This is a genomic window from Pseudoalteromonas sp. A25 (assembly GCF_009176705.1).
GTDB lineage: Bacteria > Pseudomonadota > Gammaproteobacteria > Enterobacterales > Alteromonadaceae > Pseudoalteromonas.
Genome location: NZ_AP021846.1, coordinates 1786951 through 1803183 on the forward strand (window position 1 = coordinate 1786951; position 16233 = coordinate 1803183).

General features: G+C 42.3%; 12 protein-coding genes and 1 pseudogene. 7 read left to right on the forward strand and 6 right to left on the reverse strand.

Features of this window, described 5'->3' with window-relative positions; all coding sequences use genetic code 11:
• The first annotated feature begins 852 nt into the window (after positions 1–852).
• Both GDK41_RS07670 and GDK41_RS07675 read left to right on the forward strand, forming a co-directional pair.
• Positions 853–1767 carry a hypothetical protein gene (locus tag GDK41_RS07670; RefSeq protein ID WP_152085853.1) on the forward strand — a complete coding sequence of 305 codons (915 nt, stop codon included), beginning with the start codon at positions 853–855 and terminating at the stop codon, positions 1765–1767.
• A gap of 140 nt (positions 1768–1907) precedes the next feature.
• Complete coding sequence (locus GDK41_RS07675) at positions 1908–2741, forward strand: HDOD domain-containing protein (RefSeq protein ID WP_152085854.1); 834 nt, start codon at positions 1908–1910, stop codon at positions 2739–2741.
• Between the two features lie 90 nt (positions 2742–2831).
• Here GDK41_RS07675 and GDK41_RS07680 read toward each other — a convergent pair whose 3' ends face one another.
• The 4 genes from GDK41_RS07680 to GDK41_RS07695 form a co-directional block, all read right to left on the reverse strand.
• Positions 2832–4556 carry a proline--tRNA ligase gene (locus GDK41_RS07680; protein ID WP_152085855.1) on the reverse strand — a complete coding sequence of 575 codons (1725 nt, stop codon included), beginning with the start codon at positions 4554–4556 and terminating at the stop codon, positions 2832–2834.
• 79 nt (positions 4557–4635) lie between these two features.
• Positions 4636–5340, reverse strand: a complete 705-nt coding sequence (gene tsaA, locus GDK41_RS07685; protein ID WP_152085856.1) for a tRNA (N6-threonylcarbamoyladenosine(37)-N6)-methyltransferase TrmO — start codon at positions 5338–5340, stop codon at positions 4636–4638.
• Positions 5341–5447: 107 nt separating this feature from the next.
• Positions 5448–5924 (reverse strand): acyl-CoA thioesterase, encoded by a 477-nt coding sequence (locus tag GDK41_RS07690; protein WP_152085857.1) that lies wholly within the window; start codon positions 5922–5924, stop codon positions 5448–5450.
• Between the two features lie 128 nt (positions 5925–6052).
• A complete protein-coding gene (locus GDK41_RS07695; protein WP_152085858.1) occupies positions 6053–7702 on the reverse strand; it encodes an electron transfer flavoprotein-ubiquinone oxidoreductase in 1650 nt (549 codons plus the stop codon).
• Between the two features lie 175 nt (positions 7703–7877).
• Between GDK41_RS07695 and GDK41_RS07700 the strand changes: the two genes are divergently transcribed.
• On the forward strand, positions 7878–8630 hold the full coding sequence (locus GDK41_RS07700; protein ID WP_152085859.1) for an electron transfer flavoprotein subunit beta/FixA family protein: 753 nt from the start codon (positions 7878–7880) through the stop codon (positions 8628–8630).
• Positions 8627–9553, forward strand: a complete 927-nt coding sequence (locus tag GDK41_RS07705) for an electron transfer flavoprotein subunit alpha/FixB family protein (protein WP_152085860.1) — start codon at positions 8627–8629, stop codon at positions 9551–9553. Before GDK41_RS07700 ends, GDK41_RS07705 begins: the two co-directional genes overlap by 4 nt.
• 360 nt (positions 9554–9913) lie before the next feature.
• Here the strand turns inward: GDK41_RS07705 and GDK41_RS07710 are convergent.
• Together GDK41_RS07710 and GDK41_RS07715 are read right to left on the reverse strand one after the other, a co-directional pair.
• Positions 9914–11740, reverse strand: a pseudogene (locus GDK41_RS07710) (di-heme-cytochrome C peroxidase).
• Positions 11741–11871: 131 nt separating this feature from the next.
• Positions 11872–14397, reverse strand: a complete 2526-nt coding sequence (locus tag GDK41_RS07715) for a TonB-dependent receptor (RefSeq protein WP_152085861.1) — start codon at positions 14395–14397, stop codon at positions 11872–11874.
• Between the two features lie 158 nt (positions 14398–14555).
• On the opposite strand from GDK41_RS07715, the gene GDK41_RS07720 reads away from it, so the two are divergent.
• The 3 genes from GDK41_RS07720 (at position 14556) to GDK41_RS07730 (ending at position 16202) form a co-directional block, all read left to right on the forward strand.
• Entirely contained in the window at positions 14556–15080 is a 525-nt protein-coding gene (locus GDK41_RS07720; RefSeq protein ID WP_152085862.1) for a YaeQ family protein, read from the forward strand.
• A 200-nt stretch (positions 15081–15280) separates the two neighbouring features.
• On the forward strand, positions 15281–15574 hold the full coding sequence (locus GDK41_RS07725; protein WP_152085863.1) for an antibiotic biosynthesis monooxygenase family protein: 294 nt from the start codon (positions 15281–15283) through the stop codon (positions 15572–15574).
• Positions 15575–15662: 88 nt separating this feature from the next.
• Positions 15663–16202 (forward strand): manganese efflux pump MntP, encoded by a 540-nt coding sequence (locus GDK41_RS07730; RefSeq protein WP_152085864.1) that lies wholly within the window; start codon positions 15663–15665, stop codon positions 16200–16202.
• The last annotated feature ends 31 nt before the right edge of the window (positions 16203–16233 follow it).

Below are 16233 nucleotides of genomic sequence, written 5' to 3' on the forward strand. Positions count from 1 at the left end.
AGTAAGTCTCCTAAATAAATATTTACTCTAATTTGTGTAACATAGTTATTCAGCCCAAAGCAATTGTCACCTTATAAGCGATAAACGCAAATAAAAACCAGATATGTGTCGTGTCGAAAAGGGGGAGCGCGCATTGTCGACGTTTGAAGTTCGGTTTTTTAAAGCACACACTTTAATAATATCGGCAGTGGACGGCGCGAAAAATTGCTTATAAATAAATCTAAAAAAAGCAAAGAACAGGCAGAGTAGGCGTTTGACTTTTAAGATATTTACTCAAGTAATCAGTTGGATAGTTTATAGAGCATGCAGGTAATGGAAATGCTACTTGCCAAATGTAATCATTACGTGTGTCTGAAGAAGTTTGTTAAGGACAAATTAGTCAATTTCAGCGACCTAAAGCGGATGAGTTAGTAAAGTAACAGAAGTTGAAGAATTTACAGTATGTACCGCAACAGGGCTGTTTTCTAATCCAAATTGCCATAACCAGTAATTTATTTTTTAGCTGACCTCGGCTGGAAGTGCTCTTAATAGGTTACCCGCATACTGCAATGATAGTCTACAATGCCAATTATCAGTGAATAAAGAAGCTAAAAGCATACACGTTTTACAGCATCCTTGTATGTTGTAGCTGTTTTACGATGTATGTTAGAATAATTGCGTTTTTTGTAATTATCAGCAGCGATTAACCCAAATCCAACCGCTCATATTTCATCAGGTATTCAATCATCTGCGCAAAATGTTGTGTGTTGCTGCTCAAGTTCACTAAAAGGCAATCCAGCGTTATTGAGAACAAATGTATGTGTACTTCACGAATATGGGGTATCCACTCAAATTAATTTAAAAAGATTTAACATGAAGTACCTAGCGATTTTATTGACAGCACTTTTAAGTACCTTTGTAAATGCGGCAACAAGCCCATCTTGTCCTGGTGAAGAAGGGTACTTTTACACCAATGACAGAAATACCCGAAACCCCTCTCAAGGGGGGTTTGTCTCTCATGATGCAGATATCTCCGATAATATTTGGCTGGGTCGAAATGCGGCAATCTGCGGGTTCTCAACGGTTAGTAATGGTGCAAGAATAACAGGAAGAGCCGTTATTTGTGGTGATGCATTGGTGAAAGGGCGCAAAGCAAGAGTCACCGGCCATGCAAAGGTGTGTGGTGATGCGCGTGTTGACGGCAGTAAAAACGAAGTCGTATTAACAGGCCATTATGAAACATTTACAGGCTTGTACAGCTCGGGGACTTTTACGGCCAAAAAGAAAATTAAGCAGCAAAGCAACGATGAGTATATTAAAGAGTTTTTAAGTGCCATTAACAAATTCAGCTCTGTGGCTTATACGTTTACTGAGAAAACGCGCAAGCTAAAAACTGCGAGCAGCTATGAAGCCTATCAAGATAATATAAAAGACAGCTGTGAAATAGTACTAACAGAAATTAGAAAAAACAAAGCACTAAGAGATGGTCGTGTGGCCTCGTGGCCCAAGAAATTTATAAAGAGCCGTTTTAATCTGCGAGATATTTATATTTACAATATTAGCGTCTCTGGCAATCATTTCGATTATGATAAGTTTGACATGTACCAATTTTCTTTTGATTTAAAAGGTGACAAGCCTTTAGAAGGATTTGTCAAAAAACAAGATCCAGATGGCGCTTGGCAAAACGACAAAAAACACCTTAAAGGCTATTGGCTATTCAGTGAGAAAAAGTCACGGTTGCAAAAATTACATGTTTTGCTGAGCAAAGCAGTTAAGGCGTGTAACTAACAGCGATGACAATAAATAAATAGCCACTAGTATGTTTTATTAAGTCGTCGTCATCTACTTGGTAAGTTGAAAATAAATGTGACGGTTGGATATCTGTTAGCTATACATTAATTATGGTTTAATTTTCGCAGTGTTGGGCGATGGCAATAACTTTAACCAAAGCAGAAAAAAGCATACTGAAGAATGTGTCTATACCACCTCGTCCCGAAGTGTTAATCCAATTTTCACAAGAGACGAAAAAGGCTGAGCCAGATATTTCAAAAATCGCAAAAATTCTGCACGCTGATGTTGGTATTTCTGCGGCTGTTCTACAGGTTGTAAATTCAGCTGCTTTTCGTCGTAACCGGGAAATTGAGTCGATTGACCAAGCTATTATGACCCTAGGCTTAAAGCGACTCGTGCCTTTGGTAAAGGCGGTCGCGTTGAAAGCAACGGTCGGTCAGAACGAGGGGATGGCGAGCTTTTGGGAAAGCCAAACGGCAACGGCTGAGTGTGCCTCAATGATTGCTAATCAGCTTGATAAAAGCAATCTTGCAAATCATGCCTATATGCTTGGCTTGTTTCATTTTGTTGGTGTTCCTATTTTGGTTCAGCATTTTGACGATTATCAAAAAATTCTCGACACCGCTGAAGAATACGGGTGGGACCATGCTGCGACTGAAGAAATGGCCGCATACAAGACTAATCACGCAACCATTGGCTCGTTGTTGGCAGCACAGTGGGGATTACCAAAGATTATGGTTTACGTGATCTACTATATGCATGATGTTGAGGGAATATTTAGCTCTGGTGAACTTGATAGTACTGGACTTGGATTATTGAGCATTTTAAAGATAGCTAGACACGCCACATTCGTAAAAAACAACCCTAGTGCTGAAGACCCTGAGTGGCTTGCTGTTAAAGAAGATATTTTAGACTTTTTGACAATAGATGAAAGTGAGTTGGCCGATCTCATTCTAGTGGCCAGCGATTAAGTTTGTATATAATACCAATTTAATGCAATTGGTATAAGTAACGCTTTTTAAAAGGCAGCAAAAGTTGCTGCCTTTTAGATTTGGTGTTGATTAAGCGCGAATTTGCGCAGTAATAGCTGCTACAGCTTCTTCAATGTCTAGCATTTGCTTTTCACCTGTGCGGCGGTTTTTAAGCTCAACTTGGTTGTTATCTAAGTTGCGCTCGCCAATAACTAAGGTGTAGGGCACGCCAAGTAGCTCCATATCATTGAACATTACTCCAGGGCGCTCTTTACGGTCATCAAACAATACGTCAATACCAGCTTGCTTAAATTCGCTGTATAGGCGCTCTGCAATATCCGGAATACGGTGAGACTTGTGCATGTTCATTGGTACAATCGCAAGCTCAAATGGCGCAAGCGCGGTAGTCCACTTAATGCCATAGTCATCATTGTTTTGCTCAATGGCTGCAGCGACGATACGTGATACACCAACGCCATAACATCCCATAGTCATCACTTGGTTTTTACCGTTTTCGCCAAGTACACCAGCATTCATTGCTTCCGAATATTTAGTACCTAGTTGGAAAATATGACCAACTTCAATACCGCGCTTAATTTGCAAAGTACCTTTACCACATGGGCTTGGATCGCCTTCAACAACGTTACGCAAGTCGAATACTTCATATTCAGTCACGTCTCTGTCCCAGTTAATACCGCTGTAGTGTTCGCCATCTTTATTTGCGCCGGCAACAAAGTCAGCCATAACAGCAGCACTGCGGTCAACAATAATTGGCATATTCAGGCCTACAGGGCCAAGTGAGCCTGGGTGAGCGCCAATAGCTGCAAAAATATCTTCTTCTTTTGCCATTTCAAGCGGTGAGTCTACTAGCGGATGTTTTTCTGCTTTTAACTCGTTTAGCTCATGATCGCCACGTAAGATCAATGCCACCAAACCACGTTGTTCGTTTTCATCTGGAGCACCATAAACTATCAGTGTTTTAACACCACGGTGAGGTTTAACGCCATGCTGTGCTTTGAGATCTGCAATGGTTTTTGCTTGTGGTGTTGCAAAGGTGTTTAACTCTTTACTTGGCTCAGGGCGCGATTCAGTCGGTGCCAGAGCTTCCGCTTTTTCGATGTTTGCTGCATAGTCACTTTCAGTGCTAAATGCGATAGCGTCTTCACCTGATTCTGCTAGAACGTGGAATTCATGCGATACGCTACCACCAATTGACCCAGTGTCTGCAATAACAGGGCGGTAATCGAGGCCAAGGCGCTCGAAAATATTGCAGTACGCTTGGTGCATACGTTGATAGGTTTGTGCTAAACACTCTTCAGTAAGGTGGAAAGAGTACGCATCTTTCATGGTGAATTCACGGGCACGCATAACACCAAACCGAGGGCGCACTTCATCACGTACTTTAGTTTGTACTTGGTACAAAGTGATAGGTAGTTGCTTATAACTGTTGATCTCTTTACGCACAAAATCGGTGATAACTTCTTCGTGTGTAGGGCCAAGTGCGAACGGACGGTTGTGACGGTCGTTAATACGAAGCAGCTCAGGACCAAACTGTTCCCAACGGCCAGACTCTTGCCAAAGATCAGCAGGCTGAATTACGGGCATTAGCATTTCAATGGCACCTGCTTTGTCCATTTCTTCACGCACAACTTGTTCTACTTTGCGCAGTACTTTTAATCCAGATGGCAGCCAAGTGTATAAACCTGAAGCGAGCTTGCGGATCATACCCGCACGTAACATTAACTGGTGGCTGATAATTTCAGCATCTGATGGCGTTTCTTTTAGTGTCGCCAAAATATATTGACTGGTACGCATGATGGTTCCGTTCGTAATGTAATTGTTTTTCGAAATTCTAGCGCGTAGTTTATCAGCGCTAGGGCGCTACACAAAGCGTTTATTCTTGGGTTATCTCAATCACTTGATTGTGTTGCCCATCTACTTGCCAGCGAATATTAAATTCGTACAAGCTCATGCCATAAAACTGGGTTTGCTGTTTTTGTTTTTTATAGGCAGGACGGGGGTCTTGCTTGAGCACATTGCTAATAAAATCTTGTAATTCAGGGTAGTGAGTCTGCTTTGCTATAAACTCAAGTGCTTGCTCACTGAAATCAACCGTCATGAGCGTTTCTGGACGAGTATCTGCAAAACCAGCGCTGGCATCAGGTAAAGCGTCGGAGTAGGGTAAATAGGGCTTGATATCAACAATCGGGGTACCATCGAGCAAATCTATGCCAGAAAGTAACAGCGCCAATTGACCATTTTTATATTCTACCCCTTCAAGCTTAACTGCGCTCATACCAATACCATTTGGACGAAAAGTAGCGCGGGTGGCAAATACCCCTTTGCGTTCGTTACCGCCTAAACGAGGGGGGCGAACCAGTGCAGAGTAGCCTTTATCGGCGGTTTCATGAAAGCGAAACAACAGCCAAAGATGACTAAACTCGTCTATACCTCGGACAAACTCTTCTCGGTTGAAGTCGTCGCAAAATATCAACTTAGCCTTTGCTTGTGGCACCAGCCGAGGTTGGCGTGGAATAGCAAATTTTTGTTTATAGGGCGATTGGATATAGCCAATAGGTTGAATTTGATAGTTTTGCACGGTTGTTATATCACTACTTTAAATAAAGGCGGCCGCGATTGTAGCGCGTATGGTACGGTTTATCTACGCTCGATAGGTGATAGGCTGTTGTGTTATTAACCTACCGGTTAATCTTCAATGGTACGTTGCAATAAAGACTCTGTTTCAATAGCGATTTCTTTCATTTTTATTGCGTATAACTCGAGTTTTTTTTGCTCTTCGGTTTTTGGTTTAAATTGCGGCACTGGTACAGGGTAGCCGGCTTTATCCATGGCAATAAAGCTAATAATACAGTGGTTACTTTCAACTAAGGATTGCTTTTGTGGATCGCCACAGCGCACGCGAATAAATATTTGCATGCTGGTTTTGCCGGTATGGGCAATTTGCGCCGATACCTCAACAATTTGGCCAACGAGAATGGGCCGTTTGAATCTTACTCCAGCTACAGAAACGGTGACGCAGTAGCTGCCACTCCAACCGGCGGCACAGGCATAACCCGCCTGATCTATCCATTTCATGACAATGCCACCGTGTACTTTGCCGCCAAAGTTAACATCGGTAGGCTCGGCTAAAAATCTAAATACGACTTCTGAGTGTCCACTCATGGCTGTTTGCTCTTGCTGTGGTTTTTAATTAAGTATATGCAATATTTAGATTTTTGCTGAGCTTGGTGGTCAATAGTAAAAAGGGGCCGATGGCCCCTGCAATTTAGGTTGGATACATTTTAGTAAAGTTACATATTTGGATAGTTAGGGCCGCCCGCACCCTCTGGTGTCATCCAAGTGATGTTTTGGCTTGGATCTTTGATATCACAAGTTTTACAGTGAACACAGTTTTGCGCATTAATCACGAACTGCTTTTCACCTTGCTCGTTTTCGTTCACCTCATACACGCCAGCAGGGCAGTAGCGTTGGGCGGGCTCTGCGTATTTTTCTAGGTTGACGTTAATAGGAATACTGGCATTGGCTAATTGCAAATGGCATGGCTGCGATTCTTCGTGGTTGGTATTAGATAAAAATACCGACGAGAGTTTGTCAAAGCTGAGTTTACCATCAGGTTTTGGGTAGTCGATTGCTTGACACTCTGAAGCTGGCTTTAACGTCGCATAGTCATGGTGCTCGTCTTTGAACGTAAATGGCAAAGATCCCGAGAAGATATTTTGATCTAGGGTATTATATGCGCCACCTAAAATTCGCCCAAATTTGTGGATCGCAGGGCCAAAGTTACGAGACTGATAAAGCTCATCGTATAGCCAGCTTGACTTAAACTTATCTGCAAAGTCTGTTAAATCTGCGGCTGGTTGCTCAGTGTTTAGCGCCTCTAGGATGCTATCAGCGGCTAACATACCTGATTTCATTGCAGTATGATTACCTTTGATTTTGGCAAAGTTGAGCGTACCGGCGTCACAGCCTACCAACAAACCACCTGGGAAATGCATTTTAGGTAAGCTATGAAAGCCGCCTTTGGCAATTGCACGAGCGCCATAAGAAACGCGTTCGCCACCCTCTAGTACCTCGGCAAATACTGGGTGATGCTTCATGCGTTGAAACTCATCAAAAGGGCTCAAATAAGGGTTGCTGTAATTTAAATCGATAATAAGCCCAACCACCACCTGATTATTCTCAGCATGATACATAAACGAGCCACCATGAGTATCATTTTCTAATGGCCAGCCTGTGCCATGTACCACAGTGCCTTCTTTGTGCTTGGCGGGGTCAATTTGCCAAATTTCTTTAAAACCAATGCCGTAGTGCTGAGGTGTGGCGTCTTTATCAAGCGCAAACTGCTTAATAAGTTGTTTACCCAAGTGACCACGACAGCCCTCTGCAAATACGGTGTATTTGGCGCGCAGCTCCATACCAGGCATATAACTGTCTTTTGGTTGGCCATCTTTGTCAACGCCCATATCGCCGGTGATAATGCCCTTAACTTCGTTATCTTCTACAATCAGTGAGTGAGCGCTAAAGCCTGGGAATATTTCTACGCCAAGCTGTTCGGCTTGTTCAGCTAACCAACGGCATACATTGCCCATTGATACAATATAATTGCCATGGTTTTTAAATGTTTTTGGCACCGCAATATGTGGGATGCTGGTGGCATTATCTTTATTTTTAAATAGATAAATATCGTCTTGTGTGACCTGTGTGGTGATTGGGGCACCTTTTTCTTTCCAATCAGGTAGCAGCTCATCTAATGCTTTGGTTTCAAAAACAGCACCAGACAAAATATGTGCGCCAACTTCTGAGCCTTTTTCAACGACACAGATCATGAGTTCTTTTTCTTGTTGCTGTGCCTGTTGTGCTAGTCGAATTGCGCAAGACAGCCCTGCAGGGCCAGCGCCAACAACCACAACATCGAATTCCATGGTTTCGCGTTCAACCATTTTAACCTCACTATATTTGACGGTGTATTAACTAAAAAGAGGTTTTAGTTTTTATTACGTTAAAGTAAGGTTATTTTAGGTTGACGTTTACGTCAACAGGAAGTAGTCTGATTCTATAAAATAAATATGTTGACGTAGACGTCAGCTTTAAGAATAACCAGATGATGGAGTAACCATGAAAGTACTTGTGCCAATCAAACGTGTGATTGACTACAACGTCAAGGCAAGAGTTAAGCCAGACAACAGTGATGTTGATTTAACGAACGTTAAAATGGCGATGAACCCATTTTGCGAAATTGCTGTTGAAGAGGCTATCCGTTTAAAAGAAGCGGGTACAGCCAGTGAAGTGATAGCGGTATCTATCGGTGATAAAGCATGTCAAGAGCAGCTTCGTACCGCATTAGCACTGGGCGCTGACAAAGCCATTCATATTGAAACAGACGCTAAGCTTGAGTCTTTGCACGTTGCCAAGTTGCTTGCCAAATTAGTTGAACAAGAGCAGCCTGAGCTGGTTATTCTAGGTAAACAGTCAATTGATTCAGATAACAACCAAACAGGTCAAATGTTGGCAGCGCTGACAAAACGCAGCCAAGGTACATTTGCGTCAAAAGTGGTTATTGAAGCTGGAAAAGCACAAGTAACTCGTGAAGTGGATGGTGGTTTGCAAACGGTATCGTTAACTCTACCAGCCATTGTTACAACCGACTTACGTTTAAATGAGCCGCGTTACGCATCGCTACCAAACATCATGAAAGCCAAACGCAAACCACTTGATGTGATTGCAGCAGACAGCCTAGGTGTTGATCTTGCGCCGCGCATCGAACTGGTTAAAGTTGAAGAGCCAGCTAAGCGTGAAGCGGGTGTTATTGTTGAGAGTGTTGAAGAGCTAGTAACCAAATTAAAAACTGAAGCAAAGGTGATCTCATGAGCGTATTAGTTATTGCAGAGCATGAACATGGTCAACTAAAGCCAGAGACCGCAAAAGTTGTAAATGCTGCCGTTGCCATCGGTGGTAATGTAGAAGTATTAGTAGCGGGCCACAATGTGGCTGATGTTGCCAACAGCGCAGCAATGATTGCCGGTGTTAATAAAGTACGTGTTGCTGATAGCGCTGCGTTTGAGCACCAATTAGCAGAAAACACCGCCGACTTAATCGTCGAGCTAGCATCAAGCTACAGCCACATTTTAGCGAGTGCTTCAACAACGGGTAAAAATACGTTGCCACGCGTGAGTGCATTGTTAGATAAATCACAAGTTTCTGAGATTGTGGGCGTAGTTGACGCCGACACATTTAAGCGCCCGATTTATGCAGGTAATGCCATTGCAACGGTTAAATCGAACGAATCACAAAAAGTGATCACCGTGCGCGCCAGTGCGTTTGATGCTCAAGGCGAGCAGGGTGCATGCGAGATTGAAGCATTATCAATCAACATTGATAACACGCTAAGTGCATTTGTAAGTATTGAGCAAACCAAATCAGAGCGCCCAGAGCTTAACGCCGCACCTGTGGTGATCTCGGGTGGTCGTGGTATGCAAAATGGTGAAAACTTCGCATTGCTAAACGGTATTGCAGACAAGCTAGGCGCGGCTATCGGTGCATCTCGCGCAGCGGTTGATGCGGGCTTTGTACCAAACGATATGCAAGTGGGCCAGACTGGTAAAATCGTGGCACCTGACTTGTACATTGCCGTTGGTATCAGTGGTGCAATTCAACACTTAGCGGGTATGAAAGACTCAAAAGTGATTGTTGCAATCAACAAAGATCCAGACGCGCCAATCTTCCAAGTAGCCGATTATGGCCTTGTAGCTGACCTGTTTGATGTGCTACCAGAGTTAGAAGCCGCATTATAAAAAGAACAATAACAATTCTGGTTGTTAAAGCCGTTGTGCCGTATGGCCGCGGCTTTTTTTATGTGTGTTGTTTTGTGGTATGTGTGAAATTGGACGGGCGATTCGCTTATCTCACCTACAATCTAGTTTTTACGACTGTTTAATTGAACTTTTCGCTAAATTTTCAATAAGTATAAATTGCTGTGCGATGTTTTTGGGCTAAGCGTGGTCAAAGTTGTTGTTAATATCAAAGGGGTTAAAGTAATCTTCGGCGCAATCAATCGCCATGATAAGTAGGGTGTTGATTCGCTAAACACCGATGCAAGCATAGACAACAATGGGTCGGGGTCCAATATCTAGACCCCTTTTAAATCATTGATATTACAACGTTTTCATATACTCAATAACTTGCCACTTTTGCTCTTCGTTTAGAGAAGTCCCGTAACTGTGGCCTCTATTTGAATTGCCGGGCATGATCTCTCCATTGCTGGCATTTACTTTGAACTTACTCAAGCCCTCATGTGTTACATAACCTACATTGACTGGGTCAAACTCTCGGCTACCTACCCAAAATTCACTGACACGCTGCTGGGGGTTTTTCATTAACTCATACAAGTTTGGCACTGAGCCATTGTGCAAGTATGGCGCGGTTGCCCAAATCCCGTTAAGTGGTCGGCCTTTATAAACGCCATTATCGAGTGTTCCATCGGCGCAATCGGCCTAAACTGCATCGGCTTTGTCACCGCGCTTTTTAAGATGTTGAACGATGAGTGTTTCAAGTTCTTTGATCAAAGTAACTTTATTGCCATTCGCATCGGTGCGCTCGGGAATATTGCCTGCCTCTAGCGCTAAAGGCAGATCTTTTAGTACTAGCCCAACGACACCGTTCACGGGGATATCAATCGCGTTATCTACCTTTTGAAATTTAGCCCCAATTAAAATGCGCTCTTTAGTGCCTTCAAGTAACAGTGTTTTTGCCATATGACAGGATGCGTTGTTAGCAGTAACAGGGTCGGTTCCCAGTTCGCTTATTAAAGTTTGATTAGCAACATAGTCTAGGTGTTCTTTATCACGCGGAATTACTTGGTGGCAGCTAGCACACTGTTGTTGATATATTAATTCCCCCTTGGCGGCTTGTTCAACATCAATTGCAGGAAAATACTGTGTTGGCCATTGTGGCGACTTAAGCATTTTTACCCATGACTCTAGGTTACCCAAGCCCTTCATATCCACGGTTGAGCTGTAGCGGGTATGTTTGCCCCAGAGGCGTTGCCAAAAGGGCGCTTCTTTTATTTCAAGTTCGCCAAACACACCAACAACTTCTCCTATATTTCTTACAAGCGGTCCAACAATCGGGGTGTTAGGCGCAGAGGCATTCCACTGCACAACATCAGATTGATGGGTACCCCAAAGAAATGGATAAGACACCGGGCCTGTAGGAGCATTTTTATTTGTTAAATCATTGAGCGCAAAAGCCGTTCCTGCATTTTGTATGTTGCCAAATGCATCTAAGCGTGCGTAGCTGGTAAAATCTTTTGGATAATTATCTGGCAAGGCATTAACCGCTTGTCGCTCAGCTGTTTTTAGGGCTACGCTTTGCAGTCGCTCCTTCAAATCGTTTTTATTGGCTGCGTTGTAGCTTTGACCTAATACATTTTTTGCGAATCGTTCAAACTTGTCATCATCGCTTAATGTTTTGTTTAATGCCGCCACGAGGCGGTCAAAAAATAACACAAAGTTTGCAAGAGTAGGGGCGCCATCAATGAGTATTTTTGTGCCTTTGTAATCTAGCTGATTAGTATGGCAAGCAGCACACGTCATACCTACCCAGTTTTCGCCAGTCGTTTGGTTACTGTGCAGTGCAAAACCAATGGGTAATCCACCTGGATTTTTTTGACTTGCTTCTATCGGTAAATAACGAAGTGACTCCATGTGTTCAGTATGGCGAAACAGCTGTGTGCTGTCGGCTTGTTCAAGCCAAACAAACCAATTGTAAGGAATAATTTGAGATCCTTGATTGGTAAACCAAAAGTTTTCGCTTATTTGCTTACTCCAGCCTTGATCTAGCCAAGTACGGGTGGGCACGTCTCCTTGCTCAGGGGTAACAGATATCGGGTTTGGTTGGGCTTTATGCTGATTCGAACTACAGCCAACAACGGCTATCAAGCTGACGGCACCTAGTGCAAAAGCTAGATGTAACTTGCTCATTAATATTCCTTGCAACGGTTTAAATGTAACATAATAGTTAACTATTGTTACACTTTCTATTACATCGCATTACAAGACATAGAAATGCAATGCTAGGAAAAAGCCTAGATCCCTAGCATTGCATTGGAGCGTTAGAAGTAAGCGCGAATACCTAATTTTAAGTTGCGACCTGGTAACGGTGCTTGCTCTTTAATAAAAGAGCTGTGAACAAAGCCCAGTTCATCGGTCAAGTTATCAAGGTTTAAATAAGCAACAAAATCGATACCGCTTTGGGAAAAGTCGTATTGCATGCTGGCATCTACCAAGGTATAGCCCGCGGTCTGAGTTTCAAAGCTGGTTATGTCGCTTTGCTTGTTGTAGCGAGTAATGGTCATATTGCTAGTGAAACCATTGTTTGAATACTCGTATTTTATTCCCATTTTATTGCTTGGAATACGCGGTAAAGCGGTATTGTTTTTGAGTTCAGCAGTTAACGTATCGGCAAAAAATTTCACACGATTTTTATCATTAATACTGTAGTGCGCATCAAGTTCAATACCGTAAAGTGTGGCATCGCGACTGGTAAACTGGAATACAGGCATTGCACCTTCATGGTCATGATCGGCAGCTTCGATGCCATGTGCTTCACTGAAGATCAACCCCGTATTTTGCTGGTAATAGTAGTTGCTAATGTCATTATAAAAAACGTTAAGGGTGTAACCAAAGTCGCCTATAAAACGGCGTAGGCTCACGTCGATATTTGTGGCTGTTTCTTGCTTAATATCTTCAGGCTCAAAATGTATCTCACCGTCTTCAAAGTTATAACCTAAGCCTAGCTCGTAAGTACCCGTTGCAATGTGAATACCATTTGAAAGTAGCTCTGCAGTGAGTGGGGCACGCTCAGAGCGAGATATATTTAGAGCAACGTTGTGGCCTTCTGTGTACTGGTACACACCACCAATAGATGTGCTAATGTTGGTCATGTCTAGCTGATAAGCAATATCAGTGGCGGGTTCGTTATGTGCATCATCTGTATGTTCATCTTCGTGCTCGTCTTCATGGTCGTGATGATGCGATTGCTCTGTTACGCTGCTACTGAGTTGATAGTCTTCTACACGCGCCCCTAACTCAAGGGTAAAGTCACCAAAGACTCTTTCTTCTAATAAATATAGCGCATGAGCCGTTGTTTTGGTCGCTGGGGTAAATGCTTCTTCACCTTGTGCTTTGTAATCGCTGTTACTGTAGTGGTACCCAACAATTCCGTGCCAATCTCCAAACTTATGCTCTAGGCTAGCTCTGAGCTCTTTAGACTTGTTACTAAATGTAGTACCAACCGTCTCACCTTCTATTTCGCTATGCTGATAGTCAGTATATCCGGCGCGAACACTAACAGATTCAACCCATTCATTATGAAGAGCATAGTTAAAAAGCGCTTGCCAACGGTCTTGCTTCACGCGGGCAAAAACATTGCCTTCTTGTGAATGTCCTTCATGCATATCCTCATCATGTTCATCATGTTCATCATGTTCATCATGTTCATCATGTTCATCATGTTCATCATGTTCATCATGTTCATCATGTTCGTCTTCATGGTGCGCATGGCTGTGAGCAGGAATGCCGTAATCAGTATCGATGCGTCCATAAGATAAGCCTACGGTTAAATGCTCATTTACAAAGCTCGTGCCTAGGTTAAATTGTTGAGAATCAATAAACGTATTATCGACTTTACTGGCTAGTTCGGCCTCTTCACTATGCTCATCATGTGACTCCTCATGGTGCTCGTGTTCTTCATCTTCATGGCCTTCGTCTTCATGATGTTCATCGCTAGGTAACTTAAATGCAGGTGTCTCATAATCGCCACCTTTTCTGCTTACGCCATCAAAATGGAAGTTAAAGCCGTCATTACCTGTTTCTAACAAGGCTGCATAAGTATTCGTATTTGATACAGTGTCATGACTATAATCAACCGCACCGCTTAAAGACTCTAAAATGTCACTTGGGATGCGGTTGTCAACCACATTTACAACGCCACCAATGGCCCCCGAACCGTAAAGTAAGGTAGCAGGGCCTCTTAACACTTCAATTTGTTGTGCTGACAAACTATCGTTACTATTCGCATGGTCAGGGCCAACGCGTGATGCGTCGCTGCTATCTAAGCCATTTTGCATTACTTTAACGCGAGGGCCATCTAACCCGCGAATTATTGGGCTTGATGCGACTGGGCCAAAGTAACTTGCGTTAATACCTGGTAAGCCTTTTAGGGTTTCTCCAAGCGTTGGTTTTGCCGAATTTTTTAACTCATCACCGCCTAAAACTGATACGGGCGCAGCCATTTCAACATTGTTTTTATGTAATGCTGAAGCAAACACTACAATGCTTTCAACAGCGCTTGGCTTGAGCTTTACGCTCACAAAACCGCTATTTTCACTTACTTGAATACGCTCATCGAGGTAATTATTTTTAGAAATGTGAAGCTGAGAGTCGGCATCAATTGAGATAGAGAAAAGACCATTTTTGTCTGTGCTAATAGATTGAGATTTACCATGTAAATGAAGTTTAGCACCACTTACGGGCTGATTGTTGTGATCAACTACTTTACCTTTTACCTCACCAGCAAAAGTATACGATGAAAATAACGCTGAAATAATGGCACTACTTAAAAGGGACTGCTTAATCATAGTTTTCGACTTGTATATAAGAGTGAATAGTTAGTGTTGTTATAATATAACAGTTCAATTTTGCGCTTTCAATAATGTTATATTATAACTTTAAGTTTTTTTTGATTATGTGATCATTACTCCTATAGTTAGAGTGATTGTCAGCTTGGATACTACTTATGAGCAAACCGTTTGTTTTTAAAGCACGGCTGAATGTGGCAGATCTGTTTCACCATGCTAATCATCAGGAAGTATTTACTACTGCATTGCAAAAGTCAGAAACACTTGAGCATTTTGTACTTAAGCTGTTGGGCTATTGCGCTTTGTCTTATGAGCAGACGGCGCATTTAAATAGCCTAGGTGAAAAACAAAAACCAGATGTTTGGTTGGAAGATGACCAAGGGTACATCACTGTTGCTCTATATGCGGGTGTAATGGAGCTTGACGATATTGCACGTGTAGCAAAGCAATCTCAAAAAATGGTCTTGCTAATAAAAGAAAACTCTCAATGGTTTGAAAGTGTAAGAGCGCGTTTAAGTTATGTGGAGAACATTAGCATCTTCCAGTTAGAGCCTGATTTTGTAGACTCTTTAAGTGATGCACTGAGCAGAAGTTTGCATTGGGATATTGTTATTGAGCAAAATCAAATTAGCGTCAGTGATAAAATAGAATACTACGAAACCACCGTGATCAAACTTGTGTGATACAGCGAGCATATCTCGCCGTATCACCCCAAACTCGTCCCGAATATCTTTCTCACGCTATTTTCGCCTTGACCGTTCTAGCATACTTATTAACAGCTAAGGAATTTCAGCTCGAATAGCTAGCAACCTTATTTGAAAAGACACATACTGTTAGGAACTATTAAACTGCAATATTTTTAATTATTTACAGGAGAAAGTAGATGTTTGCGGTAATCTTTAAAGCGAAGGTTGGAGTACAAGATGCAGAATACGCAAAGACCGTTGGGCTAATGCGTGACCTCGCGTTTGAAAAATACAATTGCCAAGACTTTATTGCTCTGACAGAAGGTAAACAAGAAATCGCAATATCTTATTGGCAGTCAGAAGATGATATCAAAAACTGGCATAGTGACAGTGAGCACCGCGTAGCTCAACAGTTTGGACGAGAAAAGTGGTACGAATCATACACAGTCGAGGTTGTTGAAATAAAGAGGCGTTATAGCTTTTTGGAATAAAATTTTCACAAGTATGATGTTAGCGGTGATGGCGTTTGTCGCGAATAATTTTTCGCAATTTAAGTGAATATAGGTGAACCTGATAAATATGTTTGAAGTGGTAGTATTGGCAATTGCTTTGAGTATGGATGCATTTGCTGTGTCAATTGGGCTTGGCTCCAAAGGAAAACAACAAGTTATAAATTTGGCCTTGAAATCAGCTGTCTATTTTGGGCTCTTTCAAGGAGTGATGCCACTTATAGGATATTTGGGCGGCAAAGGTGCGTTAGGCGTTGTTGGTGGATATGCACATTGGATAGCGTTTACATTACTGTTGTTGATCGGTGTAAAAATGATTTATGAATCTATGTCTGAAGGAATTGAGGAAGATATAAGCAACATTACCAATAGGGTTATGCTGCTGCTAGCAGTTGCAACGAGCATTGATGCAATGGCGGCAGGCTTCTCTTTAACATTGTCAGAGCAAAATCCATTTTTGGCATGTCTAATAATTGGTATTGTTACTTTTGTATTTAGCTGGTTAGGCGTATTAATTGGCCATAAAAGTGGCACTTGGCTGGAGAATAAAGCTGAATGTTTTGGTGGTGTTGTGTTAGTGCTACTAGCTTTTAAAACATTACTTATCTAATCAATGCTTAGTTAAGTTTACAATTGCTCTA